Genomic DNA, 26697 nt, shown 5'->3' on the forward strand with positions numbered 1-26697 from the left:
GCGCCACCATCGCCAGCAAGCCGGCTCCTACAGGGTTATGCATTGACCAAGCGGGCACGGGTCACGTCGTATACCCAGTGGTACACGTAGGTATACGGCAGGAAAAACAGCAGCACGCCGATATCCAGCACGAACGCCTCCAACAGGCTGATGTTCAGCCACCACGCAATCAGCGGCACGCCCAGGGCCACCAGGCCACCTTCGAACAACAGTGCATGCACCACCCGCGTCCAGGCGTTGTGGGCAATGGCAAAGCGCTTGAGCACACGATCGAAATACCCGTTGAAAATCACGTTCCACGCCAGGGCCAGCGCTGCCATGGCGATCGTCACGGCGCCCATGTCCAGCATCGGCTTGTCCATGATCCAGGCCAGTAACGGCGTACAGATCAGGATGGCCAGCAGTTCGAAACCGATGGCCTGAAAAATACGTTCGGTGATGGATTTGTTGATGTTCATGACCAACCTCCTCAATAGCGATGGTTGCCATGGTCGGTCATCACACCGATACTTCATAACCAATAACCATCGATCAAGGCGATAGTTCATGGCCTCTCAGGAAGTGTTGCAGGCGTTCGTCCAGGCCGCGACCCAAGGCTCGTTTTCCGCGGCGGCGCGCAAGTTGGGCCGTAGCCAGTCGACCATCAGCGCAGCGGTGGCCAGCCTGGAGATCGATCTGAACCTGGAGTTGTTCGACCGCAGCAGCCGTAAACCCACCCTGACCCCGGCCGGGCACGTGATGCTGCAGCGGGCCGAGGAGATCCTGGCCGCCACCGGGCGTCTGGAAATGACCGCCAGTCAACTGTCCCAAGGCGTCGAGGCAAAGCTGACGGTGGCGCTGTCTGACACCTACCAGTCCGACCGTTTCGAAGCGGCACTCAGTGCCTTCGAGCAGCGTTATCCGGACCTTGAACTCGAATGCCTGATCGCCGAATGCGACGACCTGGTGGCGCTGGTGCAGAGCGGTCGAGCGAATGTGGCCTTCGCCGAAATGCAGGACAGTTACCCGCCGGACCTGGTCAATTCGACGGTGGACGAACGCACGGAAATCGCCCTGTTCGTCTCGCCCCGGCATCCGTTGGCCACGCTGGCGCACATTGATCAGGACGTGCTGCAACAACACCGCGAATTGCGCCTGGCAACGATCGTCAATCCGTATGAAAGCCGGGCGAAGGGGCGTGTCTGGTCGGCGCCGAGTTATTTGATGCTGCTGGAAATGGCTCAGGGTGGCTTCGGCTGGGCGCCATTGCCGCGCTGGCTGGTAGAGCGATTCGGGCCGGGATCGCTACAGGAACTGCCAGTGCGCGGCTGGCCGAAAACCGTGTATGTGGATGCGTTGTGGTCGCGGTTGAATCCGCCGGGGCCGGCGGGGAGCTGGTTGCTGGGCAAGATGCTGGAATAGCGGTGTTGCTGTTCGCGGGCAAGCCTCGCTCCTACAGTAGTGAGTCGATCACACGATTTGAATCTGACCTGAACCTGTAGGAGCGAGGCTTGCCCGCGAAGGCGGAGTGTCAGACGCCAACAATGTTGAATGTGCCCGCGATGAGGCCCGTGAGATCACATCATCCCAACGCCTTAAGCCGAGCCTCGATAAACCGCCGTTCCGGCTCTTGCCGGGTCAGTTCCAGCGCTCGCTCATAGGCTTGCCGCGCCTGATCAACCCGTCCCAACTGCCGACAAAACTCCGCCCGCGCCGAATGCGCCAAGTGGTAGTCCAGCAACTCTCCACGATCCAGAATTGCCTCCACCAGCGTCAGCCCGGCCTGCGGCCCGTCGCGTTTGGCCAACGCCGCCGCCCGGTTCAATTCGATCACTGGCGACGGCACGGCGCGCAACAGCACGTCGTAGAGTCCGACGATCTGCACCCAATCGGTCTCATCCACCGATGGCGCTTCAGCATGCACCGCCGCAATCGCCGCCTGCAGGCAATACGGGCCGAAGGTCCCGGAGCCCAACGCCTGCTCTACCAGCGCGCAACCTTCGGCGATCATCTGGCAGTCCCACAACGTCCGGTCCTGTTCATCCAGCAAGATCAGCTCGCCGCTGGCAGAGGTTCTGGCCACCCGCCGTGACTCGTGCAACAGCATCAGCGCCAGCAGGCCCATGACCTCCGGTTCCGGCAGCAACTCCATCAACAAGCGACCGAGGCGAATCGCTTCGCGGGTCAGGTCCTCGCGGGTCACTTGCGCACCGATGGATGCCGAATAGCCTTCGTTGAACACCAGGTAAACCACCCGCAGCACGCTGTCCAGACGCTCGGGAAGCTCGGCCAGGGACGGCACCTGATAAGGGATTTTCGCGTCGCGGATTTTCGCCTTGGCGCGCACGATGCGCTGGGCGATGGTGGCGGGTGCTGAAAGGAACGCCCGGGCGATTTCCTCGGTGGTCAGGTCGCAGACTTCACGCAAGGTCAACGGCACCTGGGCGTCCGCCGCCAGCGCCGGGTGACAACAGGTGAAGATCAGGCGCAAGCGATCGTCTTCCACGTCTTCGTCACTCCAGTCGGCCTGCTCCAGCGCCTCCAGTTGCGCGATCAACAGCGGGCGTGACGCGGCAAAGCGAGCACGCCGGCGCAGCACATCGATGGCCTTGAAGCGCCCGGTGGACACCAACCAAGTGCGCGGGTTGTCCGGTACGCCGTCTTGCTGCCAGCGCTCGACGGCGACGAAAAACGCTTCGTGCAAGGCCTCTTCGGCGAGGTCGAAGTCGCCGAGCAGGCGGATCAACGTCGCCAGAATGCGCCGCGATTCCTGGCGATAGACCTGCTCGACCTGCGCCTTTACCGACTCCGGCATGTCAGACATTCAATGTACGAACGGGGCGCACTTCGACACTGCCGACCCGCGCCGCCGGGATGTCACCGGCGACCTGGATGGCTTCGTTCAGATCTTTGGCATCGATCAGGTAGAAGCCGGCCAGTTGCTCCTTGGTTTCGGCAAACGGGCCATCGGTGATCGACAACTTGCCGTTGCGCATGCGCACGGTGGTGGCGGTCTGCACCGACTCCAGAGCCTCGGCGGCAACCATGCGGCCGCTGCCCTGGACCGACTCGGCATAGGCCATGCACTCGGCGTCGTCGGGACTCTCCGGCAGCGAATGCAGCAGGCGCTCATCGCTGTAGACCAGGCATAAATATTTCATCGCGCTCTCCTGACCGAAGGGTTCAACTTAAGGTTCCAGATTGAACAATGCCGCGCCGCTTTGCATGTCGAACGGTGCCGACCAGTGTTCGTGAACGATGCGCCATTGCCCGGCTTCGCGTCGATAGCAGGCGGTACCGCGCATCCAGCAGGCCTGGGTTTCGCCCTTGTCGTTGGTGCCGCCGCAGTGGGCCAGCCAATGGGCGAAGGCGATGTGTTCGTCGGCCACGATGTTCATGTGGTCGAAGTCGAACTTGTGCGGGCCGGCGCACATTTCCATACAGGCCTGCCAATGCGCACGGTAGGCGGCCTTGCCGCGAAATTGCAGGGCCTTGACCGCGTCGAAAGAGACAATGTCCTCGCTATAGAAACTCATGATTTTATCGACATCCTTGGCGACGACCGCCTGACGATAGTTGTCGATGAGGGTCTGGATTTCATGGGTTGCGCTCATGGTGGTTCTCCGTGGTTTTTATTGTGAAGTCACCCTTAGTCGTCTGGTGATCCGGCGAATCGACAGGTGAAATAAAAAAATTCCAAAGCACCATAATCGCTAGAATCCGAAGCTCATTCGTGCAGGAACAAGGACCCGCCCATGACCGCCCGACTCGTGCCTTACGAAAGCCTGACTGCGCTGCAGCGCCAGCAGGTCGAGGCGATAGAGGTTCTCCCGGAGCAGATCAGGTTTTCCGGCGATATTCACGGCGCCTTACACACGTTGCTGTCCCGTCCCGGCCCAGGCGTCAAGGGATTTACCCTGCTGGCGGACGATATTCCCGTAGCCTTCCTGTTGCTCAAGCGCCCGCCGGTGTTGCCGGCCTGGGCCAATGAGCATAGCGCTACATTGCACGCGCTTCAGGTCGACCAACGGGCTCAAGGCAAGGGCTACGGCAAGGCCTGCCTGCAAGCATTGCCCGAAATGGCGCGCCAGACCTGGCCGGAAATCAGCGGGCTGGAGTTGTCGGTGGATACGGACAATGAATCGGCGATTGCGCTCTATGCACGGTACGGCTTTGTCGACAGCGGCGAGGCGTACAGGGGGCGGATTGGCTATGAGCGCCGGATGGGATTGATCTTCTGAAACACCGCCCCGTGTAGGAGCTGCCGCAGGCTGCGATCTTTTGATCTTGCTTTTAAAAGTCAAAATCAAAAGATCGCAGCCTGCGGCAGCTCCTACACGGGACTTCGTTTAGAGATTGAGCACCATCTCATGCCACGCCATGCCGCCATGGTCGGAGGCCGATGGTTTGATGTAGGCAAAGCCAAATCCGGCGTACAACGGAATATGCCGCTCCTTGCACATCAGATGAATCGTCGCCTTGCCCATGTCGCGCATGCGCTCGATGAATTCACCCATCAACCGCTTCGCCAAACCCTGCCCCTGGTAATCCGGGTGCACCACCACCGACATGATCACCACGTTTGGGCCTGCCGGGTCGTGGCCGATCAGTTCCTTGAACGCCTCGTCCGACATTTCCACCTGGAACGCCGCGCCGGAGTTGATGAAGCCGGCCACCACGCCGTCCACCTCGGCCACGATGAACCCCTCGGGCCAGGTGGCAATACGGGTGGCGATTTTCTCGTAGGTAGCGGCTTCGTCACCTTCGTAGGCAAGGGTTTCGATGGCGTAGCAGCGGTCCAGATCGGCAGGCGTGACGTTACGGATGACGGTGTTCATGGCGGGTCGCAAACAGAGGAATAGCCGGGAATCATAATTCAGCCCGGGCATGACATCGAGAGACGAATCGTCCGATCCGCCTCCCGACGCGAGGGATCACGCTTTGATGGGCAACCAGATTTCCAGCTTGCCGGTCTTGAGAGCCGGGTTGAAGTCTTCGCTGTAGCGTTCGAATTCCGGAGCATCCGCTGCCACACGGCCAGACTGCGGCAGCCAGGTGTGCCAAATGTACTGAAAGGTTTGCGGCAATTGATCCAGCGAGCCTTTGTGTTCAAACACCGCGTAGTGCTGCGGCTGCACTTCAACCCAGCGGTATTGATCGGGAAGGTCGTCGAGCTTGGCGATCTCGACACCGGCGATGTATTCGAAGCCGCCCTTGCCATCTGCGTTGCAGCAGATGCCGTACGTGACTTCGCTTTTTTGCCCCGGAATATTGCCGATGTGCGGAATGAATTTTTCCCAGAGTGCGGGAATGTCCTGGGTGGTTTGCTGGGTAAATCGTCCGCCTAGCCCTGCGATCAGCAGGAAGTGTCCGTGTTCGAAGCGAGGCTCTGCCAGTTCGACGCGTTTTTGCTCATCCATGGCTCGACTCCTGAAGTGAAAAAGTGGGTTCGGCAGGGAGTATAGAGGTCAAACCCGATTCGCCCACTTACAGGGCCTGCAACTGCCGGGCGGCAGCGGCACCGACAAACTCGTTGTAGCCAGATAGGATCACGTACACCGCGAAATAGCAGAAGATCGCCGCCGATGCCAGGTAGGAATAACGCAGCAGCTTGTCGCCCAACAGCTTGCCTCCGTGGCTCGCGGCGAAGCACAGGCCGGCGGACCAGAGCAGTCCGGCACAGAGAAACCCGCCAAGAAACAACGCCGAACTGAGGGGGCCGCCGCCACCGGACCGGGCAATCAGGGTGCCGCCCACCGCGGCGAACCAGAGAATCGCGCTGGGCGACGACATCGCGAGGAAGATCCCGCGAAAGAATTCCTTGCGATGGGAGTTGTGGCCGACCTCGGCGGTCTCGGCCAGCAGCGCCTCGTGATGAATTGCCGAATAAATCATCTTCGCCGCGAAGTACACCAGCAGGGCTGAACCACCGATCCATAACACCCAGCGCACGGTTTCGTATTGCAGCAGAACGGTCATGCCGGCCAATGCCAGAACGGCGTAGATCAGATCGCCTACGCAGGTCCCCAGCCCCAGCGCAAAGCCTTGAAAATAGCCGCGTTGCATCGCCAACGTGATCATCGCGATGTTGGCCACGCCGATGTCCAGGCACAGCGAAAGGCTCAGCAAGAAGCCACTGCTAAATTCCATCGAACCGCTTCCTTCGGAAAAATTTGTTTACATGGAGGCTGGACAGTCTGCCACACCTGCCCTTACATTCCGCCACAGGTCACCGCAGTGACCAGCGTCGCTCGGACGGTTCCGGGCGCTTACGTTATCCGAGGCAACAATGGCCGAACAAGGTTCGCCGCGCCGCTTTGCGCGCATCGATCGACTCCCCCCCTACGTTTTCAACATCACAGCCGAGCTGAAGATGGCCGCCCGTCGTCGTGGCGAAGACATCATCGACTTGAGCATGGGCAACCCCGACGGCGCCACCCCGCCGCACATCGTCGAAAAACTGGTGACCGTCGCCCAGCGCGAAGACACCCACGGCTACTCGACGTCCAAGGGGATCCCGCGTCTGCGTCGGGCGATTTCCAACTGGTACAAGGATCGCTACGAGGTCGACATCGACCCGGAAAGCGAAGCCATCGTCACCATCGGTTCCAAGGAAGGCCTGGCGCACCTGATGCTGGCCACCCTTGACCAGGGCGACACCGTTCTGGTGCCCAACCCGAGCTACCCGATCCACATCTACGGTGCCGTGATTGCCGGCGCCCAGGTGCGTTCGGTGCCGTTGGTGCCGGGCGTGGATTTCTTCGCCGAACTGGAACGGGCGATTCGCGGCTCGATCCCGAAGCCGAAGATGATGATTCTCGGCTTCCCGTCCAACCCCACCGCCCAGTGCGTGGAGCTGGATTTCTTTGAACGGGTGATCGCCCTCGCCAAGCAATACGATGTGCTGGTGGTGCACGACCTGGCCTACGCCGACATCGTCTACGACGGCTGGAAAGCCCCGTCGATCATGCAGGTGCCCGGCGCCAAGGACATCGCGGTGGAGTTTTTCACCCTGTCCAAGAGCTACAACATGGCGGGCTGGCGCATCGGTTTCATGGTCGGCAACCCGGAACTGGTCAACGCCCTGGCGCGGATCAAAAGCTACCACGACTACGGCACCTTCACCCCGCTGCAAGTGGCGGCGATTGCCGCGCTCGAAGGCGACCAGCAATGCGTGCTCGACATCGCCGAGCAATACCGGCAGCGGCGCAACGTGCTGGTCAAGGGTCTGCATGAACTGGGCTGGATGGTCGAGAACCCGAAAGCCTCGATGTACGTCTGGGCCAAGATTCCCGAAGCCTATGCCCACATGGGTTCGCTGGAGTTCGCCAAGAAACTGCTGGCTGAAGCCAAGGTCTGCGTCTCACCGGGCGTGGGTTTCGGTGAGTACGGCGACGATCACGTGCGCTTCGCCCTGATCGAAAACCAGGACCGGATTCGCCAGGCCGTGCGCGGGATTCGCGGGATGTTCCGGGCGGATGGGCTCGTCACCAAATCCAACGCCTGACACACTTCCCTGTAGGAGCTGCCGAAGGCTGCGATCTCTTGATTTTGCTTTTAAAAACAAGATCAAAAGATCGCAGCCTGCGGCAGCTCCTACAGGGGGATTATCCGCCCACAAAAAAACCGCATCGCTGCGGTTTTTTTGTGTCTGGCGAATCGCTTAAACGAACAACGACAACAACAGAATAAAGCCCAACCCCACCACCGACAGAATGGTCTCCATCGCGGTCCAGGTCTTGAAGGTTTCCGCCACGGTCATGTTGAAGTACTGCTTGACCAGCCAGAAACCGGCGTCGTTCACATGGGACAGGATCAGCGAGCCGGCACCGGTGGCCAGCACCAGCAGTTCACGGTTCACCCCCGGAATCATTCCCACCACCGGCACCACGATGCCCGCGCCAGTAATGGTTGCCACGGTGGCAGAACCTGTAGCGATACGAATCACCGCCGCCACCAGCCAGGCCAGCAGGATCGGCGAAATCTGTGCAGCCACGGCCATGTGGCCAATCACGTCACCCACGCCGCTGGTAACCAGCATCTGCTTGAAGCCACCACCGGCACCGATGATCAGAATGATCGCGGCGGTTGGCGCCAGGCTCGCATCCAGCCATTTGAGGATCTGTTGCGAACCGATGCCCTGCTTGTGGCCAAAGGTGTACAGCGACAACAGCAACGCCAGCAGCAGCGCCGAGATCGGGTGACCGATCAGGTCCATAAAGGTACGGAAGAAGTTGCCGTCTGGCAGCACCACGTCGGCAAAGGTCTTGAGCAGCATCAGGAACACCGGCGACAGCACGGTGACCAGAGTGATGCCGAAGCTCGGCAGGTCGGCGGAATCTGACTCGCGGGCCAGTTGATCCACCAGCTCCTGGTTCGGATGGCCGGGGATGTGCTTGGCAATGAAGGTACCGAAAATCGGACCGGCAATGATCGCCGTTGGCAACGCCACGATCAGGCCGTAAAGAATGGTCTTGCCGATGTCGGCACCGAACACGCCGATGGCCAGCAGCGGACCCGGGTGCGGCGGCACCAGGCCGTGCACGGCGGACAGGCCAGCCAGCAGTGGGATACCGATCTTGATGATCGACACGCCAGTGCGACGGGCAACGATGAACACCAGCGGAATCAGCAGCACGAAGCCGATTTCGAAGAACAGCGGGATGCCGACCAGGAACGCGGCGAACATCATCGCCCATTGCACTTTGTCCTTGCCGAAGGCGCGGATCAGGGTCTGGGCGATCTGGTCCGCCCCACCCGACTCGGCCATCATTTTGCCGAGCATGGTGCCCAGCGCGAGGATGATCCCGACAAAACCGAGCACGCCACCGAAGCCGTCCTGGAAGGCCTTGATGATGGTGCCGATCGGCATGCCGGAGGTCAGACCGAGGAATGCGGCAGCAATGGTCAGGGCAATGAACGGGTGGATCTTGAATTTGGTAATCAGGACGATAAGCCCGATCACCGTGACCACTGCATCGAGCAGCAGGAACGTCTCGTGGGACATGCCAAACATTGGGGGTGTCTCCTGGTTGTTGTTGTTATTAAAGCGGGTTAATCAGAAGTCGCGAGGACAGCGCTGTCTTTGCAAGCACACTCATACCGCTTGCTTCAGGCCGTTCGCCTGCCACCAGACATGAGCCTGCACCGCCAGTTGCTCGACGCTATGGGTCGAAGCATCCAATGCCAGGGTCAACGGTTCGCCGACGGGGGATTCGAGGGTGGCGAACTGGCTGTCGATCAGGGTCGACGGCATGAAGTGGCCCGGTCGATGGGACACACGGTCGGCGGCGACTTCGGGGGTCAACTCAAGGAACACGAAACCCAGGCCCGGCAAGGCGCTGCGCAGACGTTCGCGGTAAATGTGCTTGAGCGCCGAGCAGGTCAGCACCGGGCGCTGGCCCAGGGCGTCGACACGGCGCAGTTCATCGCACAGGCTGTCGAGCCAGCCGGCACGGTCTTCATCGTTCAGGGGGATACCCGCGCTCATCTTTTCGATATTGGCGGCAGGGTGAAAAGAGTCGCCTTCAATGGCAGTGGCGCCGCTCAGTTGGCACAAGGCCTCGCTGACGCACGTCTTGCCGCAACCGGCAACGCCCATGATGACCAGGGCGGTGATGGGATGATTCATGTAACACCTCAGCGCGCAGACAGCGCTACCTTTGCCAGTTATGACACTAGACCAAAAGCAGGAGTTGCCGACGCCTTTCTTGTCATTTTGTGGGTTGCAGCATGTTCGTTCTCAACGCCAAAAAGCGAGGATCAGGCGAACCCTCGCTCACGCATTTGCAGCTGCATCGAGACAGCGCTACCTTAGTGCCTTGAATTTTGTTTGGCAAGCCGTCGATGACCTCAATCAAGAACGATAAAAATACGCGCACCACTGGCCGCCCTACCCTGAATGAAGTCGCGCGACTGGCCGGCGTCAGCCCGATTACCGCCTCCCGCGCCTTGCGCGGCGTGAGCACAGTGGCCACGGAACTGGTGGAAAAAGTCCAGAACGCGGCCCGTGAACTCAATTACGTGGTCAACTCCGCCGCCCGCGCCCTGGCCTCCGCCCAGAGCCATTCGGTGGTGGTGTTGGTGCCGTCACTATCGAACCTGCTGTTCATCGACACCCTGGAAGCCATTCATCAGGTGTTGCGCCCAAAGGGCTTCGAAGTGCTGATCGGCAACTTCCACTATTCGCGCGATGAAGAAGAAAACCTGCTGCGCAACTACATGGCCTATCAACCCCGTGGCTTGCTGCTCACCGGTTTCGACCGCACCGAAAGTTCGCGACGGATGATCGAAGCCAGCAACATTCCCTGCGTGTACATGATGGAACTGGACAGCGCTGACGGGCTCAATTGCGTCGGGTTTTCGCAACTGGCCGCCGGCGAAACCGCCGCCGAGCACTTGCTGTCCCGTGGCCGCAAGCGCCTGGCCTACATTGGCGCGCAGCTCGACCAGCGCACGCTGCTGCGCGGTGAAGGTTACCGTCGCGCCCTGCAAAAGGCCGGTTTGTATGACCCGGCCCTGGAAGTCCTGACGCCGCGCCCATCGTCGGTCGGCCTGGGCGGCGAGCTGTTCCTGCAGATGATCGCCACTCACCCGGATGTCGATGCCATCTTCTTCGGCAACGACGACCTGGCCCAGGGCGCCCTGCTCGAAGCCCTGCGCTGCGGCATCAAGATTCCTGAGCAGGTGGCGATTCTCGGCTTCAACGACCTGCCGGGCTCGGCCCACATGGTGCCGCGCCTGAGCAGCATCAGCACCCCGCGCGAAGCCATTGGCCGCCGCGCGGCGGAGCAGATGCTGACGCTGATGGCCGGCAACACCGTGGCCAAACCGGTGCAAGACATGGGGTTTGAGTTGAAGGTGCGCGAAAGCACCTGATCCGTCGGCAAAGATTTTGTCTGTGGCGAGGGGATTTATCCCCGCTGGGTTGCGAAGCAACCCCAAGTCCTGGCACTGCGATCCTTCATACAAAACACATCGCCTGATGTCGGGGCTGCTTCGCAACCCAACGGGGATAAATCCCCTCGCCACAAGTAGCCCCCTCGCCCAACGGGGATGAATCCCCTCACCACAGGTGGTCATTGGTCTGCTTATCCGCATTTTGAAACACCTTTGCCCGGCCCCGCACGAACCACGCGTGCAGAATCCGCCCCTCTCCTTTTCAGGCGGACACACACAATGCGCAAGATAGTCACCGGGGCCTTACTGCTGGCCCTCTCAGGGCTGATGTCCCAGGTGCACGCCTCAGAGCCAGACGACTGGAGCGTTTTTTTAAGCGACCCTCGTTTCATGCCGGCCATCAAAAGCTGCCTTGCCGCACACCCGAAAGATCAGGGGCCGGCTGTTGTCATGAATGTCTGGCATGCCAATCTGGAAGAAGCCGGCGTGATGACAACCGACCGGAGCGGTCGCAGGAACTCATGTTTTGCCCGCAAGGATACGGGACTTGAGAGCCGATCCACGACCCAGTTCGATCTACCGGGCCCACTGTTTGTGTCGGTGGATCAGGCCAGAATCGCGCCCCAGGGTGAATGCATCGAATCGACCCCAGTGTTCATCGGCCAACAGCTTCAAGGCTGGCTCATAAGGCAACCGGTACTCCAGGAAAACACACCCAGCGGCTGCTCAAGTCCGGTCTGGGACGGATTGTTTCCTGCACCACCGCCTTCTGTTTGAAAAGAGCCCTTTGTGATAGCTCCATCGCTGGCACTACGCAGAGAGTGGTCGAAAGCAGTTTTCGGCCTTGCCAATCGGATGGATACCTATGACCTTACCTGCCATTTGCTCTTTCATGTCTTCCGCGCCCTCGCCTGGCGGCGGAGAAAGTGTGCCCCCAAGCGGGTTAATCAGCCAAAAATTAGAACAAACACAGAACTCTCCCTCTGCATTTACAGATCCAAAACCCCACGTCCCGCACAATATGAATCCTTGGTTCACAGATGTCGAAAAAGCGCTGAACCGCAATGAGCTGACTGCTACTTCAGAGCAAAAAGGTGATATTTACGATTTATTGGACTGGTTGAATTGCGCGCACCACAGCTTGTCAACTCCTGAAACGGGTAAAGAAAAACCTGAATACAGTGTCGAACTCAACTCAATAACCAGAGTGCTACTCTCAATATTCAAGCTTGAGCTTTCGAATAACCGCCCCCAACTATTAAATAAACTAACCAAGGACCTCTTTAAACTTTCCATTCAGCAGCCAATCTTAAGGAGAGAGTCAATATTCACCGATCAAACTTCATTCGATAAATTGCCGACCTTGGTACAAAACTGGATGCTCCGCACAGGCGATACATCTGAACTACCTTGGCGCCAACTATCCGACTTTAGCCAGCGAGACTTGCGCGGGGCACAATTTTCGTCAAAAGAGGAAGTCAAATACACGTTCAACCAATCGAATCTTTCCGGCTGTGCATTTCTTAGCTTTAACGCACAAGCAGTGAACTTCATTGATACAACAATACGACATGCTGAATTTCGCGACAGCAGCATGCCAAATGCGAAATTTACGAACGCTGACCTGAGTTACACCAAATTAGAAACCATCAATATTGAACACGCTGACTGCTGCGGTGCAATTTTTCACGGCACCAGGTTTGACGATGCGAACTTATCCAACGCAAACCTGAGTCACGCCAAGCTCACGAACGTTGACCTTGTCTACGCAAATTTTAAAAATGCCAGGTTGGATGACGCCGAGCTGTCGATTCATCTGAGCTTATCTTCTGAACACGAGTTTGATCGACGCATCAATCATTTGAACAATGATGGTCATGGCGTATTAACCTCCATCGACAGCATCCCGGACGAATACATACCCCTGCGAACTGCAGCCATGGCAATGGTAATCGAACAGCTCAACAAGCTGCCCGACGAAAAGCTGCAAGGCTCCTGGACTTCGCTGGCCGACGTACTGTTAAGGAATCCGGCCTATGCAGAGGATGAGACCATTGCCGGATTCATTGACAAGCGGTTGTTGCCCCGCTGGATGGAAAATAAAAACCAGGCACTACTGAATCCGAATGAAGTGGATGTTTCGTTTGTTCTGGAACGTCTAAACCGGGCGCTCACTCTGGATTGGGCTGCCCCCAAATACCAAGGGGCAGTCAACCAGTTACTGTACGCTGCGACCCAATCTCCGGATGAAGTAGAGCAACAGCTTCTCGCCAATCAATTGCGCCAGAGACTCCTGGCCGATCCGATACTCCAAACAGCCTTACCTGCAATCGAGGCGATAGAGCCGGGGCTGTCGGATGAAACTTACCTTTTCAGTGCCGAGGATGGCCTTCGCGTAGTGGCACTCGAATCCGACCAGTTCCAAAAGCTGGTTAGTTCCACAAGCACGCAAGTATCTCTACAGCAGCTGTACCAATTTGAACGCCACAGCTCAGCTTCGGCTTTCGACAATGTGGCACCGACTGATCTCGACCAGACCTATGCCGTAAGCCCCTTTCTGAAGGCGCAATACCTGTCCATTATCGGTGGTCAGGTTGCCAGACAATTGGTCAACACGGTCCTCGCCAGCTCGCCACATGCTCAGCGTTTTATTGAAGCCCAACAGTGCCAACGAGTATCCGAGAAGTTATTGAGCCCCTTGCAACAGCGTGAATTGGCTGAGCACTTTTCAGCACTCTGGACAGGGATAGAAGGAAATGACGGCGGTGTACATCTACAGCCCGCGCACCAGGAAGCGCTGTGGCAAGCCGCGAATACCCTGCGCCTTGACGATACTCAGACAAATCGGGCGCGCTTGATGCTGGTCCTGGCTACGATGTTTACTCGTTACAGCTCAAGTGCCTTGTTTGGTTCAGAGACAGACTCGCCGCAAGCGCTCAGGGTCTACGCCTCAGCCCTGCTGAATGAGGTGCAGCAGTTGGATAAAGCGCTCATTGGGCCCAGCACCCTTAGCGATTGGCAGGCGCGACTTATGGGCAAAGAGTTCTCCTGTACAGCCGTACTGAGCGACATGATGACAAGGCATATTCAGCAGTTGGCAACGCCCGACTCGCCCTTGAAACAAGTGTTTCTGGGGCTTTACCCAGCAGCATGGCGATAATCGCGCGACACCGTAGTTGCGGTTCTGATTGATCGGTGTCGTGGCGACAAGCTGCGTTCTTTCGGCTTTGTTTTTTAAAGGCAAGATCAAAAGATCGCAGCCTGCGGCAGCTCCTACACTTGTCTATACGCCATTCTGGATGGAGTCATTCCATGGAACATGCACTGAAAATTCTCGGCAAAGCCTCGTCGATCAACGTCAGGAAAGTCCTGTGGACGTGCGAGGAGCTGGGGTTGCCATACGAACGTGAGGATTGGGGCAGCGGCTTTGCCTCGACCCACAGCCCGGAATTCCTCAGGTTCAATCCCAACGCGCAGGTGCCGGTGATCATCGATGAGAACGGGGTGCTGTGGGAGTCCAACACCATTTGCCGCTACCTGGCTGGCAAGCACCACCATCACCACAGCGAGCTGCTGCCCAGCGAGCCGGCCGCCCGCGCCAAAGTGGATCAATGGATGGATTGGCAGGCCATCGAACTCAATGCCTCATGGGTGTACGCCTTCATGTCGCTGGTGCGCAAAGACCCGGAATTCCAGGACCCGCATCGCCTGGAGGTCGGCATTCGTGGCTGGGGTCAGAATATGGCCATCCTTGAACATCAACTGGCGAGCACCCAGGCCTATGTCACCGGGAGCCGATTTACCCTGGCCGACATTGTCATCGGGTTGTCCGTCAATCGCTGGCTCATGACGCCCATGGAGCGCCCCGACCTCCCTGCCGTCGATGATTACTTCAAGCGCCTGGCCCAGCATGCCGGTTTTCTCAAACACTGCTGCAACGGCCTGCCTTGAACAAACGGGACTCCAGGCCTTGCCGCCCGCCGGCAAAGGCTTGCCTATGCTTCACCTTCGCCGTTACAAAAATTAACTTAACTTATTGATTTTTATATAATTTATTTCTAAGGCACAGTATTTGCTCAACACACTGCACCGCCATAACCTACAAGGGCTTCCCATCATGTTGGTCAGTGCAAAATCAAACCTGGTCACCCCCCTCCCCAAGCGTCCCGGTGAAGATCCCACCGCCGAAGCCGCCGCCGGTTTGCAAAGCGTCATGACCCAGGCCCTGCAAAACAACATGCAGGTTCCAAACACGCAAGTTCAGGAATCCGCCACCGGGCAAGCCACACAACAGGTCAGCGAAGCCACGCGCATCAGCGACAACGTCGACGAGGCATTCGCCAAGACCCGCGTGAATCTGCAAGCGGGCAACCCGTCGCTGCCGGATGATGCCAAGGATCGGATCAAGGACGGCTCGGCCACTTCCGAATTCAAGGATTACATGAGCAAAACCCCGGAACAGCGTATGCGCGATTCGATTCTGCAAGAGATGGGGCTGACCCAGGAAGAAGTCGACGCCATGCCGCCTGAGAAGCAGAAAGCAATCGGCGAGGAAATCGCCCAGCGTATGCAGGACAAGGCAGAAATCGCCAAGGCAGAGAAAGCGCAACAAAGTGGTGATCAGGATAAGGCGCAGGTCGTGGATAAATTCCTGGCGTCGCTTTGATCGCGAACAACACATCCCTGTAGGAGCGAGGCTTGCCCGCGAAAGCGGTGTGTCAGGCAACATCGATGTTGATTGCCATGACGCCTTCGCGGGCAAGCCTCGCTCCTACGGGTTCGCGTTGCGTCAGTTCAGCTGCAACGTCGAGTTGAACTGGCTGATGGCATCCACGACATGCCGCGAGCCTTGCTGGATTTCCAGGATCACCTCCCCCGCCTCGTTCGCCAGTTCCACCCCGAGCCCGGTCCGGCTCAGGCTCGATTGCATGCTCGATACCGCACTCACCGACAAGTCGTGGTTCTTGCGCACCACATCGACAATTTCCAGGGTCGCCTGGCTGGTGCGTGCCGCGAGGCTGCGCACTTCATCGGCCACCACGGCGAACCCTCGCCCATGCTCCCCGGCCCGGGCCGCCTCAATGGCAGCATTGAGCGCCAGCAGGTTGGTCTGATCGGCAATGCCACGGATGGTCTGCACGATAGTGCCGATGATGTCCGACTGTTTGCTCACCGCATCGATGCTCAGCGCCGCTTCGTTCAAGTTTTTGGAAATGTCCTGAATGATCTGCACCGTCTGCTGCACCACCTCGGACCCCTTGCGCGCGCAGGCGTCGTTTTGCACCGAGGTGCTGTGGGCCGATTCCGCGGCCGTTTGCAGGGTGGTCATCTGGCGGGTGATGTCGCTGGCGAACTTCACCACTTTGTACAATCGACCCTTGGCGTCGAACAGCGGATTGTAGGACGCCTCCAGAAAGACGGTATGACCATGCTTGTCTTTGCGTTCAAAACGGTGCGAGTGATATTCGCCACGATTGAGCGATGCCCAGAACGCTTTATAGGCCGACGACTCGGCTTCGGCGCGGTGGCAGAACAGGCTGTGGTGCTGCCCCAGGACTTCGTTGAGCGAGTAATGCATGGTCTTGAGGAAATTGTCGTTGGCCTTAATCACCTTGCCCTGTGGAGTGAATTCGATCACGGCCATGGAACGACTGATCGCCGAGAGCATGCTTTGGTTTTCATGCTCCTTGTTGACCCGATCGGTGATGTCCGTGGCGACTTTGATCACGCTGCGAACCTGGCGATCAGGGCCGTACACCGGCATGTAGCTGGCTTCGAGCCAGATCTCCTTGCCGCTTTTGTTCAATCGGGAAAAAGTGCCGCTCACCGCTTCACCCCGTGCCAGGTCACGCCACAACTTGGCGTACGCCTCACTGCGGTAAAACGCCTCCTCGCAAAAAATCCGGTGATGCTTGCCGCGTACTTCCTCAGCGCTGTAACCCATGACACTGCAGAAATTGTCGTTGGCATCGATGACAATGCCATCCGGCGTGAACTCGATCATCGCCATCGAACGACTGATAGCAGCCAACTTGGCATTGGCCTCGGTCAGCGCGCAACTGAAGCGTTCGATTTCCAGCAGGTCAGCCTTGTTATGCAGGTTGAACATGGTCGTATCACCTCAAGCGCGATCTTTCGATAAATGAAAGTAACGGGTCTTTCCCATCCACCACTACGTTCCAAGGAACAGGTACGCGCAGCCCTCCAAAAGAAGGACTTGTCAGGTAATTAATTGATGTTGAATCGGAGGGTCCTTATAGCGACGTCCTCATCAAGGCATCCTTCTCTTGATCGCCCGGAGCCGGGCAAGCCCTAACGTGCTCATAAGCAATTCCATTTGTCGGATCGGTCCATTTTGTTGGGTGACGGTGCCTTGGTTTGCGCACTCTCACGGCCTCAATCGCTGACATGCGATTGCGACCAACACAGTTTGTTACGAGTGAGCATAGACAGCCATCAAGGCTAAGCAAGGCCACTAGTCGGCCATCATCGAGGACAAAATCGGTTCAGCGGTTAGATCCAAAACCGCTCTGGAATGGGTGTTTGAGAATGGGAATGAAGACGGCGGTAGCCGGGGGGATGGGGTGAAGCGGATCGCGAGCCTGCTCGCTCCTACAGGTCCGTGGAAATCCTGTGTGGCGGGCTTGCTCGCGAAAGCTATCTAACAGGCAACACTGAACTACAGGCTGGCACTCACCTTGCCAGCCACCTCCCCCGGCACCCAGCCCTTCCACACCTGCGGCTGCTCACGCAAAAACGCTTCGGCCACTTCACGGGGCTTCTGCCGCTTTTCGCTCATCTGCCCCAGGGTCTGGTTCAGCAGATCGATGGGCAAGTCGACTTTTTCAAAGAACGCCACCAGGTCCGGATACTGCGCCTTGAACGGCGCAGACACACCAATGGCCAGGCTGGCCGGCATCGAACGGGTGCCTTTGGGATTTGGGTTACTGGCGTCGGCCAGGGTCTTCCAGGCTTGGGCATCGAACGGCGGCTCATCGAGCTTCACCAGTTTGAAACGGCCTAATAGCGGCGTTGGCGACCAGTAGTAGAACAGCACTGGTTTGCCACGACGAATGGACGACGCCACCTCAGCATCCAGCGCGGCGCCGGAGCCGGTGCGGAAGTTGACGAAGCTTTGCGTCAGGTCGTAGGCCTTGAGCTTCTGGCTGTTGACGATTTCGGAGGTCCAACCGGTTGGGCTGTTGAGGAAGCGTCCGCGAGTCGGGTCTTCGGGGTCGCGAAACACGTCTTTGTACCGGGCCAGGTCTGCCACGGACTTCAACTCCGGCGCCAGGGGTTTGATGCCGCGCTCCGGGTCGCCCTTGATCACGTATTCCGGGACCCACCAACCCTCGGTGGCGCCTTTGACCGTGTCGCCCAAGCCAAACACTTTGCCTTCGGCAGCGGCCTTGACCCACGCAGGACTGCGCCCGGCCCACTCTTCGCCGATCACTTGAATGTCATTCTTGGCCAACGCCGCTTCGAGGCTGACCGTGCTGCCCGGCAGCGTGTCCGTCGGGTAACCGTAACCTTTCTCGACGATCAGCCGCAGGATCTCGGTGATGAGGCTGCCGCTTTCCCAAGTGATGTCGCCGAAGTGGATTGGCGTGGTTTTTTCCGCCGCCGGTGCCTGGTGAGCCATCAGGCTCAGGGCCAGCAACGAACTGCCGAGCAGGGTTTTGATCGATCTCATGCGGACCTCTTGTCTTGTAAATGGCGATTGAGCAAGTGATTGGCGCTGTGCCGTGCGCACAGGGCCTCGGAACGGGTCATGTAGGCGCTGACCGACCTCAGGGAAATGCCCAGTTCGGCAGCGATTTGCGGATAGGTCAGGCCGTCGACCCGAGACAATAGAAAGGTGGCCCTGACCTTGCCGGGCAGGCGCGCCAACGTGCGGTCCAGGCCCTGCAGCGCCTGGGTCAGTTGCGCCAATTCTTCGGGCGAAGGCGTTGAAGATTGATCAACCTGCCGCAGCCGATCGAGGTGCCCGCGCTCCAGGTCGCGACGGCGCCACAGTTGATAAATCAAGCGGCGGGCGATGGTGGTCAACAACGCGCGAGGCTCGCGGATCGATATCGATTGCGGTGCTTCGAGCAACTGCACGAAGGCTTCGGCGGCGATGTCTTCTACACTGGCGGCGCTGCCCAGATACTGGCGCAATCGGGCACACAGCCAGGGGTAATGAGCGCGGAACAATCCGCCCATGTCGTTGCGATGGGAAAGGTCGGTGCCGGACATAGAGGCTCCAAGGTTAGGGGTCGCTGAATGTCCGGTCGTCCGGTGACGCGATCCTAGCAAGGAGCCTTATTCATTAATAATATTTAAAATTAATTTCTTTATTCATTTATAGAATATAAAAATGTGGTGTTTGGCAGATTGCTTTCGCTTGTAGGAGCGAGGCTTGCCCGCGAAGGATCTAGAGTCAACGCAAAACTCCGTAACCCAACAACTGCGCTTGCTGCTGGTAATCCAAAACGATCTGGTAGTCGCTTTCGCTGGCCGCCAACACCTCCTGCAATCCCAGCACTTCAGCCACCTGCGGCAACTCGTCCAAGGCCAAATTCATCACCCGCCGAATGTCTTCAGCCTGCTCATCACTCACACCCACTGCGGTGATGAACGGCAACGTCGGGCTCAAGGCACTGCGCCCCACCACCCGCAATCCGGCAACCTCCTCTGCGGCGTACCGTGCCAGATAGGCGAAGGTCACGCTGTCGATGGCCGCCAGGTCCGCCAAGTCTTCACGTAACCAACGCAGGCTTTCGCGATGGCTGTCGCTGATACTGACCTGACCAAAAAATTGCCCGTCGCGATGCAGCCGCGCCAGTCGCTGGCGCAGCAGGTTCATGCCGCTATTGGAGTCCTCACTGTTGATCACGCCACGGCTGCCAAAAAAGTCCGGCAAGGTTCGCCGCGGGTCATCGGCGCGACTGAGCAACAGGCTGCAATGGTTGCCACCGCTGCTGTCCGGCAGTTCATAGCGCGGGCGACCGAGCACCCGGACCTGCCCGCGCAACGCGGTCATCAGCGGATAGCCGCAGGTTTGTGTCACCAGCAAGTGCGGGGACAGCCACAGGTCCTTCAAGGACAACCCCTCGGCGCTGCGGCGTGTGGCGCCCAGTCGCTCGAAGATACGCGCCAGCCAGCGCTCGTTGGCCTGACGGATAGAATCAGGGGCGACATACATCTGCAGTTCGGCGAAGTGTTGAGTCATCAAGAAATTCCCATGCAACGATGATCCTCCTGTAGGAGCGAGCCTGCTCGCGATAGCGTCGCGTCAGACGCTAATGGTGCCGACTGACCTGGCGCAATCGCGAGCAGGCTCGCTCCTACAGGGGAATGTGTTTGCAATCAATGAAACGGATGCCGCGGGCTATCAATCGCCTTCAGTCCGTGTTCGCGCCACAGCTGCCCATAGCCCTGCACCAGAAACCCGCCACTGCGCGCCAGCCATTGTGCGCGACGCGCCCGATAGGCCCGGGGCAAGTCGTACCAGGGCAGCCCCGGCAAGTCGTGATGCACCAGGTGCAAATTGAGGTTGAGGAATAGCCAACGCCAGGGCCACGCCGCTTCGTTGAGCACGGTGCGCTGTTCCGGTGCCGCATGCGGGCGATGTTCATAGAAGGAGCGAATCATCGCAATCGACAGCGCCGGTACGCTGACCAGCAACAGGTAGTGCCACACCGGCAAGAGGCTGTAATGGGCGATGAACAACAGCATCAACAGCGTCAACGCACCATGGCTGAGCCACATCAGCCAGGCCTGACGTTCAAAAGCCTTGAGCCGTCGCAGTTCCTCCCTGGCCAACCCCAGCAAGGCCAGTGGCGCACCCAGAGCGAAGCGTCCGAGCACGGTTTTGTTCAACCAATGCGCGCCTTTTTCGAACAAGGAACTGCGCTGCCAGTGCTCGGCGCTCAAATACCGGCTTTCCGGATCGCGGCCGGGGATGGTCAGGTCTTCGTCGCGGTGATGCAGCAAATGGCTGTCTCGATACAGCGTGTAGGGATACCACACGGCGAACGGTGCGTAGCCCATGACTTTGTTCAATGCAGGCCAACGGGTTGGATGACCGTGCAGCAGTTCGTGCTGCACCGACAGCCAGAGCACCACCACGGGAATCAGCAGCAGCGTGCTCCCCCACAGGCCCAATGAATGGCTGCTCAGAATGAGGACGAACCAGGCGCCGTACACGCCGATCAACAGCAGCCAGGTCGGCCACTCGGTACGGGCGGTGAAGCGTTGACGCAGGGTATCGATTTCTTTTCGGTGGACGTCATCGAAGTAATGAGGCATGGCGTTGCTCGGATCGGGGACCAATACCCTTCTGTGCAACGACGCCGGCATTTCTTGCAGATTATTTTGCTGCTTCCTGTAGGAGCTGCCGAAGGCTGCGATCTTTTGATCTTTAAAAACAAGATCAAAAGATCGCAGCCTTCGGCAGCTCTTACAGGGTCAAACGGTTTCAATGGCCGAACACGTTCAGTTTTTTGGCCTTTTTGTCGGCACGTTTTTCAATGGCGGTTTTCGCCGGCTTTTTCTTCAGCTCTTTTTTTGACTCGATACCTTTGGCCATGATGCGTACTCCACTCGCCAGGGGTGCGAAGACAGGAATTGACCTGTCCCGGTGCGCGCGTTCTCTTATAATCGCGCGCTTGTCCTCCAACAGTTTAGTCCCATGCACAGCACCCGTTACTCCCGGCTCGATGAGTCGCTATGGCCGTTGATGAACAAGTTTTATCGCGCCCACCAATCGTCGATGAAAGCGGTGCGCGACGCGCAATTGTGGGTCGCCAGGCGTGAGGAGATCATCGCGGCGCTGTGCTTGCGCCCGGTGGCCGGAGGGCATTGGCTGACGGGATTGTTTGTCGATCCGGCCTGTCGCGAACAAGGTGTTGCTGCGGCCCTGATTGCCGAAGCGGTCAAGGGACTCGATCTGCCGGTGTGGCTGTTCTGCCACCCGGATTTACGCGGATTTTATGAGCATCGTGGCTTCACCTTCGATCCGTCGATGCCTTACGCCATGGTCGAGCGCTTGAGCCGCTATGCCCGCAGCAAGCCGATGATTGCCATGGGCCTGGAACCCAAAATCTAAACACGACACACCCCCTGTAGGAGCTGAGCTTGCTCGCGATGACGGAGTGCCAGTCACATCAATGCTGACTGACACTCCGTCATCGCGAGCAAGCTCAGCTCCTACAGGGATTTGTGGTGTTTTTTAGAGTGGAGTCAGTCGTCTGCGTTGGGATCAAGATCCGGGAACATCACTTCGGTATACCCGAACTTGCTGAAGTCGGTAATGCGTGACGGGTATAGACGGCCGATCAGGTGATCGCATTCGTGTTGCACCACCCGTGCATGGAAGCCGGAGGCAATGCGTACGATGGGTTCGCCCTTGGGGTCGACCCCTTCGTAGCGGATGTGTTGATAGCGATCCACCGCGCCACGCAGGCCAGGCACCGACAGGCAACCTTCGTAGCCCTCTTCCATGATCGGGCTCAACGGCGTGATCAGCGGATTGATCAGGATCGTCTGCGGCACGGCGTCGGCGTCCGGATAACGTTCGCTGTGCTCGAAGCCGAAGATCACCAATTGCAGGTCGACACCGATCTGCGGTGCCGCCAGGCCAACGCCGCCGACGCTTTCCATGGTCTGGAACATGTCGTCGATCAGTTGCCACAGCTCGGGGCTGTCGAACATTGCAGCGGGCACTGGCGGGGCGATGCGCAGCAGGCGCTCGTCGCCCATTTTCAGGATTTCACGGATCATTTGATGACTTCGTCAGTGGGTGGCTTGGAGTGATCACGGCCCAGTCCGGAAACGTGGTGTTTCTCTTCATGCTTCCCTTTAAAAGCAGGGCCATGCTCGCCGGCGACTTTTTCGCCAGGCTCCTTGCCCTCGCGGGACATGTGCTCGATCACTGCATTCATTTCCGCGCCGAGCAGCAGCACCGCGGCGGAAATGTAGAAGTACAACAGCAGCACGATGATCGCACCGATACTGCCATACATGGCGTTGTAGTTGGCGAACTCCTTGACGTACAGACCGAAGCCCAGAGACGCGATGATCCACACCACCACCGCCAGCACCGAGCCCGGCGTGATGAAGCGGAACTCCTGTTTGACATCTGGCATCACGTAGTAGATCAGCGCCACGGCCACCATCAGCAGGATCACGATCGCCGGCCAGCGGGCAATGGACCACAGGGTGACGATGAAGTATTCGAGGCCGACCTGCTCGGCGATCCAGCTCATGACCTGCGGCCCGAGCACCATCAATGCGGCGGCCACCAACAGCATGCCGGCGATGCCGACGGTGTAGATGATCGACAGCGGAAACCGCTTCCACACCGGGCGACCTTCGACTACGTCGTAGGCGGCGTTCATCGCACTCATCATCAGGCGCACGCCGGCGGAGGCGGTCCACAGGGCGATCACGATACCCACCGACAGCAAGCCACCCTTGGATTGCTGAAGCTGGTCGATCACCGGGTTCACCTGTTCCAGCGCCTGCGGCGGCAACACCAGTTCCGATTGCAGGCGCAGCCAGGAAAAGAAATCCGGCAGGTGCAGGAAGCCGATCAGGGCGATCAGGAACAGGATGAAGGGAAACAGCGAAAACAGCATTTGATAGGCCAGCGCCGAGGCATAGGTCGACATCTCGTCCTCGAGGAACTCGCTAACCGTGCGCATCATCACACGGTGCAGTGGCAGGCCTCTCATGTCCGGGAAAATCATTCGCGTCTCCATTCGCCGCATACAGGATTGGGTTGAAGTCGTGGCGACTCAGGGGCCGTTTTCTTTCATCAAAGTAGCCTACCTGGCGACTTTGAAACAATTTCATCGCCCAAGTTCAGGCTGACACAAAAACGGCCATCCGTGGATGGCCGCAGCGTGGTTTCGTCAAAGACAGGATCAAGCCTTGTCGATACCTTTTTTCAGCGCATCCTTGGCCTTACCGACCGCTTGCTGGGCCTCGCCTTTCTTTTCTTGCATCACGCCTTCGGCGCGCATTTTGTCATTACCGGTGGCCTTGCCGACGCCTTGCTTGACGTTACCGACCGCTTCGTTGGCCATGCCTTTCACTTTATCGCTTGTGCTGCCCATGGTGATTCTCCTGCGTCGCTTTCAAGGGGAGGAAAGTCGTTACACAAGGTTGACCGAGGGCTTTTGCGGGGAGTTTCATTTATTTTCCCGGGGCATTTCATCGCTCAATGCAGGTTGGGCTTTATGTTTGCCCGGCAACCCCCGAGAATGCGCTACCTATCGGCGCGATGACGCTGACGATCCAATCCCCGCAGGAATGTTATGAAACTCGATAAAAAGCAGGCCATTGCCCGCAGAAACCAGGAACTCGGCGGTGCTGTGCTTGGCGTCAACAACTGCCACTTCACCGAACTGAACCGCAACCGCAACATCTGGTGGTTCGACATCCCGGTGTCGCGCCTGGCCGTGGGTCAGTACGAGTGGATTCACCTGCTGATGCACACCCCGGCGACCGACGAACTGCTGCACCTGAAAGTGCCGACGGTGTTCCTGCGCGAGAAGCTCGAAGGCCTGGTGGTGCGCAACCAGGGCAAGCGCAAGGCGGCCCTGAGCCTGGAGCTGAGCGCGGACAAGGACTCGTACCTGCAGGACATGCGCCCGGCGGGCACCAACGTCAATTTCGCGCCGTTCCGTCAATAACCCCCGGCCCCGTAGGAGCGAGCATGCTCGCGATGGACGTCAACGATGACGCGGGCTGCCTGGATGTCCGCGTTGTCTGGGCGTTTATCGCGAACAGGCTCGCTCCTACAGAGGATCACGGTGTCCTGATAGCCAACAAAAAGCCCCGCATCTGCGGGGCTTTTTGTTGATCACGCGGTGGCTTTCTTCGCGTTGATCTTCTTCAGCTCTTCATCGCGCAACTCACGCCGCAATATCTTGCCGACGTTGGTGGTCGGCAGTGCATCGCGGAACTCCACGGCGCGTGGGACTTTGTAACCGGTGACGTTGGCGCGCATGTGCTCCATCACCTGTTCCTTGGTCAGGGTCACGCCCGGCTTGGCGACGATGAAGATCTTGATCGCCTCGCCCGACTTCTCGTCCGGCACGCCGATAGCTGCGCATTGCAGCACGCCCGGCAGGGTCGCCAGCACGTCTTCCAGTTCATTCGGGTAGACGTTGAAACCGGACACCAGAATCATGTCTTTCTTGCGATCGACAATGCGCATGTAGCCATCGGGTTGGATCAGCGCGATGTCACCGGTCTTCAACCAGCCATCGCTGTCGAGGATTTCATCGGTGGCTTCCTGGCGCTGCCAGTAGCCCTTCATCACCTGCGGACCTTTCACGCACAGTTCACCGATGTCGCCCATGGGTTGCTCGACACCCGAATCATTGACGATTTTGCACAGGGTCGACGGCACCGGAATGCCGATGGTGCCGACCTGGATGTTCTGGATCGGGTTCACGGTCGCCACCGGGCTGGTTTCGGTCATGCCGTAACCTTCACAGATGGCGCAACCGGTCACCGCTTTCCAGCGCTCGGCGGCTGCCAGTTGCAGGGCCATGCCGCCGGACAGGGTGACTTTCAGCGCGGAGAAATCCAGCTTGCGGAAGCCTTCGTTGTTGCACAGGGCTACGAAGAGCGTGTTGAGACCGACGAAACCGCTGAATTTCCACTTCGACAGTTCCTTGACCATCGCCGGCAAGTCCCGCGGGTTGCTGATCAGGATGTTGTGGTTGCCGATCAGCATCATCGCCATGCAATGAAAGGTGAAGGCATAGATGTGGTACAGCGGCAGCGGTGTGATCAGGATCTCGCAGCCTTCGTTGAGGTTGGAGCCCATCAGCGCCTTGCATTGCAGCATGTTGGCCACCAGGTTGCGGTGGGTCAGCATCGCGCCCTTGGCCACGCCGGTGGTGCCACCGGTGTATTGCAGCACCGCCACATCACTGCTGGCGGGATTGGCTTCGGTCACAGGCTGGCCCTGGCCCTTGCTCAACACGTCGTTGAACTTGATGGCTTTGGGCAAGTGATAGGCCGGCACCATCTTCTTCACGTACTTGATCACGCTGTTGATCAGCAGGCGCTTGAGCGGTGGCAGCAGGTCCGCCACTTCGGTGACGATGACGTGCTTGACCCCGGTTTTCGGCACGACGGTCTCGGCCAGGTGCGCCATGTTGGCCAGGCACACCAGGGCCTTGGCGCCGGAGTCGTTGAACTGGTGCTCCATTTCACGAGCGGTGTACAGCGGGTTGGTGTTGACCACGATCAACCCGGCGCGGATCGCACCGAAGACGGCCACCGGGTACTGCAATACGTTGGGCAGTTGCACGGCGATTCGATCGCCCGGCTGCAAATCGGTATGCTGTTGCAGATACGCGGCAAAGGCACCGGACAGTTCGTACAGCTCACCGTAGGTGATTGTCTTGCCCAGGTTGCTGAACGCCGGTTTGTTGGCGAAGCGTTGGCAGGATTGCTTCAACACTGCCTGAATATTCGGGTACTCGTCTGGATTGATGTCGGCAGCAATTCCAGCGGGGTACTTATCCTTCCAAAAGTCTACGTTCATGGAAGCCCACTCCTCAGCAACGCGAATTCAGCACCGCATTTGATGCGATTATTATTGGTGTTTGTTTACAGGTGAGTCTGGCTTTTTACTAGGCCGAGAAGTCACAAAGCGCGCCGAGAGTAGCAGCTTTAAATGGGGTCGACCAGAGCCAAAAGCAGCCTCTATGGTCACTTTTGTGACTCAAGAACAACAGCTGGTCATTTTAGAGCAAAAAACCTATATGTCGCTAAAAGCCCCGAAAACCGGGGCTTCAAAAACTGTAGGAG

Annotated in this window: 29 protein-coding genes and 1 pseudogene; 10 read left to right on the forward strand and 20 right to left on the reverse strand. The window is 58.5% G+C overall.

Going from position 1 to position 26697, the window contains the following annotated elements; translation table 11 throughout:
- Positions 1-35 precede the first annotated feature (35 nt).
- Positions 36-458, reverse strand: coding sequence for a multidrug/biocide efflux PACE transporter (locus tag ABTV22_RS23365; RefSeq protein ID WP_433736794.1), 423 nt, complete (start codon positions 456-458; stop codon positions 36-38).
- A gap of 88 nt (positions 459-546) precedes the next feature.
- Between ABTV22_RS23365 and ABTV22_RS23370 the strand changes: the two genes are divergently transcribed.
- Entirely contained in the window at positions 547-1401 is an 855-nt protein-coding gene (locus tag ABTV22_RS23370) for a LysR family transcriptional regulator (protein WP_433736795.1), read from the forward strand.
- A 160-nt stretch (positions 1402-1561) separates the two neighbouring features.
- On the opposite strand, the gene ABTV22_RS23375 is transcribed toward ABTV22_RS23370, so the two are convergent.
- The 3 genes from ABTV22_RS23375 to ABTV22_RS23385 are packed head-to-tail and all read right to left on the reverse strand — an operon-like array spanning position 1562 to position 3593.
- Positions 1562-2794, reverse strand: coding sequence for an RNA polymerase sigma factor (locus tag ABTV22_RS23375; RefSeq protein WP_433736796.1), 1233 nt, complete (start codon positions 2792-2794; stop codon positions 1562-1564).
- Position 2795: 1 nt separating this feature from the next.
- On the reverse strand, positions 2796-3140 hold the full coding sequence (locus ABTV22_RS23380; protein ID WP_433736797.1) for a YciI family protein: 345 nt from the start codon (positions 3138-3140) through the stop codon (positions 2796-2798).
- Positions 3141-3167: 27 nt separating this feature from the next.
- Positions 3168-3593 carry a YybH family protein gene (locus ABTV22_RS23385; RefSeq protein WP_433736798.1) on the reverse strand — a complete coding sequence of 142 codons (426 nt, stop codon included), beginning with the start codon at positions 3591-3593 and terminating at the stop codon, positions 3168-3170.
- 141 nt (positions 3594-3734) lie between these two features.
- Here ABTV22_RS23385 and ABTV22_RS23390 point away from each other — a divergent pair, with 141 nt between their 5' ends.
- Complete coding sequence (locus ABTV22_RS23390) at positions 3735-4220, forward strand: GNAT family N-acetyltransferase (protein ID WP_433736799.1); 486 nt, start codon at positions 3735-3737, stop codon at positions 4218-4220.
- Positions 4221-4328: 108 nt separating this feature from the next.
- Here ABTV22_RS23390 and ABTV22_RS23395 read toward each other — a convergent pair whose 3' ends face one another.
- The 3 genes from ABTV22_RS23395 to ABTV22_RS23405 form a co-directional block, all read right to left on the reverse strand.
- The gene (locus tag ABTV22_RS23395) at positions 4329-4817 is read right to left on the reverse strand and encodes a GNAT family N-acetyltransferase (protein ID WP_433736800.1); all 489 of its coding nucleotides are present in this window, start codon (positions 4815-4817) and stop codon (positions 4329-4331) included.
- Between the two features lie 96 nt (positions 4818-4913).
- Complete coding sequence (locus ABTV22_RS23400; protein WP_433736801.1) at positions 4914-5399, reverse strand: GyrI-like domain-containing protein; 486 nt, start codon at positions 5397-5399, stop codon at positions 4914-4916.
- Between the two features lie 67 nt (positions 5400-5466).
- Complete coding sequence (locus ABTV22_RS23405) at positions 5467-6129, reverse strand: LysE family translocator (protein ID WP_433736802.1); 663 nt, start codon at positions 6127-6129, stop codon at positions 5467-5469.
- Positions 6130-6268: 139 nt separating this feature from the next.
- Here ABTV22_RS23405 and alaC point away from each other — a divergent pair, with 139 nt between their 5' ends.
- On the forward strand, positions 6269-7486 hold the full coding sequence (gene alaC / locus ABTV22_RS23410; RefSeq protein ID WP_433736803.1) for an alanine transaminase: 1218 nt from the start codon (positions 6269-6271) through the stop codon (positions 7484-7486).
- Between the two features lie 156 nt (positions 7487-7642).
- On the opposite strand, the gene ABTV22_RS23415 is transcribed toward alaC, so the two are convergent.
- Both ABTV22_RS23415 and ABTV22_RS23420 read right to left on the reverse strand, forming a co-directional pair.
- On the reverse strand, positions 7643-8995 hold the full coding sequence (locus tag ABTV22_RS23415; RefSeq protein ID WP_433736804.1) for a GntP family permease: 1353 nt from the start codon (positions 8993-8995) through the stop codon (positions 7643-7645).
- Positions 8996-9076: 81 nt separating this feature from the next.
- Positions 9077-9610, reverse strand: coding sequence for a gluconokinase (locus ABTV22_RS23420; protein WP_433736805.1), 534 nt, complete (start codon positions 9608-9610; stop codon positions 9077-9079).
- Positions 9611-9825: 215 nt separating this feature from the next.
- Between ABTV22_RS23420 and ABTV22_RS23425 the strand changes: the two genes are divergently transcribed.
- The 5 genes from ABTV22_RS23425 (at position 9826) to ABTV22_RS23445 (ending at position 15544) form a co-directional block, all read left to right on the forward strand.
- Entirely contained in the window at positions 9826-10857 is a 1032-nt protein-coding gene (locus tag ABTV22_RS23425; protein WP_433736806.1) for a LacI family DNA-binding transcriptional regulator, read from the forward strand.
- A gap of 300 nt (positions 10858-11157) precedes the next feature.
- Positions 11158-11655, forward strand: a complete 498-nt coding sequence (locus ABTV22_RS23430) for a hypothetical protein (protein WP_433736807.1) — start codon at positions 11158-11160, stop codon at positions 11653-11655.
- 88 nt (positions 11656-11743) lie between these two features.
- Positions 11744-14038, forward strand: a complete 2295-nt coding sequence (locus tag ABTV22_RS23435; RefSeq protein ID WP_433736808.1) for a pentapeptide repeat-containing protein — start codon at positions 11744-11746, stop codon at positions 14036-14038.
- A 152-nt stretch (positions 14039-14190) separates the two neighbouring features.
- The gene (locus ABTV22_RS23440; protein ID WP_433736809.1) at positions 14191-14829 is read left to right on the forward strand and encodes a glutathione S-transferase family protein; all 639 of its coding nucleotides are present in this window, start codon (positions 14191-14193) and stop codon (positions 14827-14829) included.
- 166 nt (positions 14830-14995) lie between these two features.
- Positions 14996-15544, forward strand: coding sequence for a hypothetical protein (locus tag ABTV22_RS23445; RefSeq protein ID WP_433736810.1), 549 nt, complete (start codon positions 14996-14998; stop codon positions 15542-15544).
- A gap of 123 nt (positions 15545-15667) precedes the next feature.
- Here the strand turns inward: ABTV22_RS23445 and ABTV22_RS23450 are convergent, their stop codons facing one another.
- The 7 genes and pseudogenes from ABTV22_RS23450 to ABTV22_RS23480 form a co-directional block, all read right to left on the reverse strand.
- Positions 15668-16207 carry a methyl-accepting chemotaxis protein gene (locus ABTV22_RS23450; protein ID WP_433741490.1) on the reverse strand — a complete coding sequence of 180 codons (540 nt, stop codon included), beginning with the start codon at positions 16205-16207 and terminating at the stop codon, positions 15668-15670.
- Between the two features lie 57 nt (positions 16208-16264).
- Positions 16265-16987: pseudogene (locus tag ABTV22_RS23455) on the reverse strand (PAS domain-containing protein); the annotation flags it as partial.
- A 570-nt stretch (positions 16988-17557) separates the two neighbouring features.
- On the reverse strand, positions 17558-18571 hold the full coding sequence (locus tag ABTV22_RS23460; protein ID WP_433736811.1) for an ABC transporter substrate-binding protein: 1014 nt from the start codon (positions 18569-18571) through the stop codon (positions 17558-17560).
- Positions 18568-19116: a sigma-70 family RNA polymerase sigma factor gene (locus ABTV22_RS23465; RefSeq protein ID WP_433736812.1), complete on the reverse strand. Its 549-nt coding sequence runs from the start codon at positions 19114-19116 to the stop codon at positions 18568-18570. The genes ABTV22_RS23460 and ABTV22_RS23465 overlap by 4 nt, the downstream gene beginning before the upstream one ends.
- A gap of 184 nt (positions 19117-19300) precedes the next feature.
- On the reverse strand, positions 19301-20092 hold the full coding sequence (locus ABTV22_RS23470) for a phosphate/phosphite/phosphonate ABC transporter substrate-binding protein (protein WP_433736813.1): 792 nt from the start codon (positions 20090-20092) through the stop codon (positions 19301-19303).
- A gap of 137 nt (positions 20093-20229) precedes the next feature.
- Positions 20230-21171, reverse strand: coding sequence for a fatty acid desaturase (locus ABTV22_RS23475; RefSeq protein ID WP_433736814.1), 942 nt, complete (start codon positions 21169-21171; stop codon positions 20230-20232).
- Positions 21172-21340: 169 nt separating this feature from the next.
- Positions 21341-21541: a hypothetical protein gene (locus ABTV22_RS23480; RefSeq protein ID WP_433741547.1), complete on the reverse strand. Its 201-nt coding sequence runs from the start codon at positions 21539-21541 to the stop codon at positions 21341-21343.
- Positions 21542-21553: 12 nt separating this feature from the next.
- Between ABTV22_RS23480 and ABTV22_RS23485 the strand changes: the two genes are divergently transcribed.
- Complete coding sequence (locus ABTV22_RS23485; RefSeq protein WP_433736815.1) at positions 21554-21970, forward strand: GNAT family N-acetyltransferase; 417 nt, start codon at positions 21554-21556, stop codon at positions 21968-21970.
- A gap of 134 nt (positions 21971-22104) precedes the next feature.
- Here ABTV22_RS23485 and def read toward each other — a convergent pair whose 3' ends face one another.
- The 3 genes from def to ABTV22_RS23500 form a co-directional block, all read right to left on the reverse strand.
- Positions 22105-22644, reverse strand: a complete 540-nt coding sequence (gene def, locus ABTV22_RS23490) for a peptide deformylase (protein WP_433736816.1) — start codon at positions 22642-22644, stop codon at positions 22105-22107.
- Positions 22641-23612: a YihY/virulence factor BrkB family protein gene (locus ABTV22_RS23495; RefSeq protein ID WP_433736817.1), complete on the reverse strand. Its 972-nt coding sequence runs from the start codon at positions 23610-23612 to the stop codon at positions 22641-22643. Before ABTV22_RS23495 ends, def begins: the two co-directional genes overlap by 4 nt.
- A 177-nt stretch (positions 23613-23789) precedes the next feature.
- Positions 23790-23981 (reverse strand): CsbD family protein, encoded by a 192-nt coding sequence (locus tag ABTV22_RS23500; protein ID WP_433736818.1) that lies wholly within the window; start codon positions 23979-23981, stop codon positions 23790-23792.
- A 201-nt stretch (positions 23982-24182) separates the two neighbouring features.
- Here ABTV22_RS23500 and ABTV22_RS23505 point away from each other — a divergent pair, with 201 nt between their 5' ends.
- On the forward strand, positions 24183-24560 hold the full coding sequence (locus tag ABTV22_RS23505) for a hypothetical protein (RefSeq protein WP_433736819.1): 378 nt from the start codon (positions 24183-24185) through the stop codon (positions 24558-24560).
- A gap of 170 nt (positions 24561-24730) precedes the next feature.
- Here the strand turns inward: ABTV22_RS23505 and fadD1 are convergent, their stop codons facing one another.
- Positions 24731-26431: a long-chain-fatty-acid--CoA ligase FadD1 gene (gene fadD1 / locus ABTV22_RS23510; protein ID WP_433736820.1), complete on the reverse strand. Its 1701-nt coding sequence runs from the start codon at positions 26429-26431 to the stop codon at positions 24731-24733.
- Positions 26432-26697: the final 266 nt, after the last annotated feature.

It is taken from the genome of Pseudomonas putida (genome assembly GCF_050990305.1).
Taxonomy (GTDB): Bacteria; Pseudomonadota; Gammaproteobacteria; order Pseudomonadales; family Pseudomonadaceae; genus Aquipseudomonas; species Aquipseudomonas putida_AH.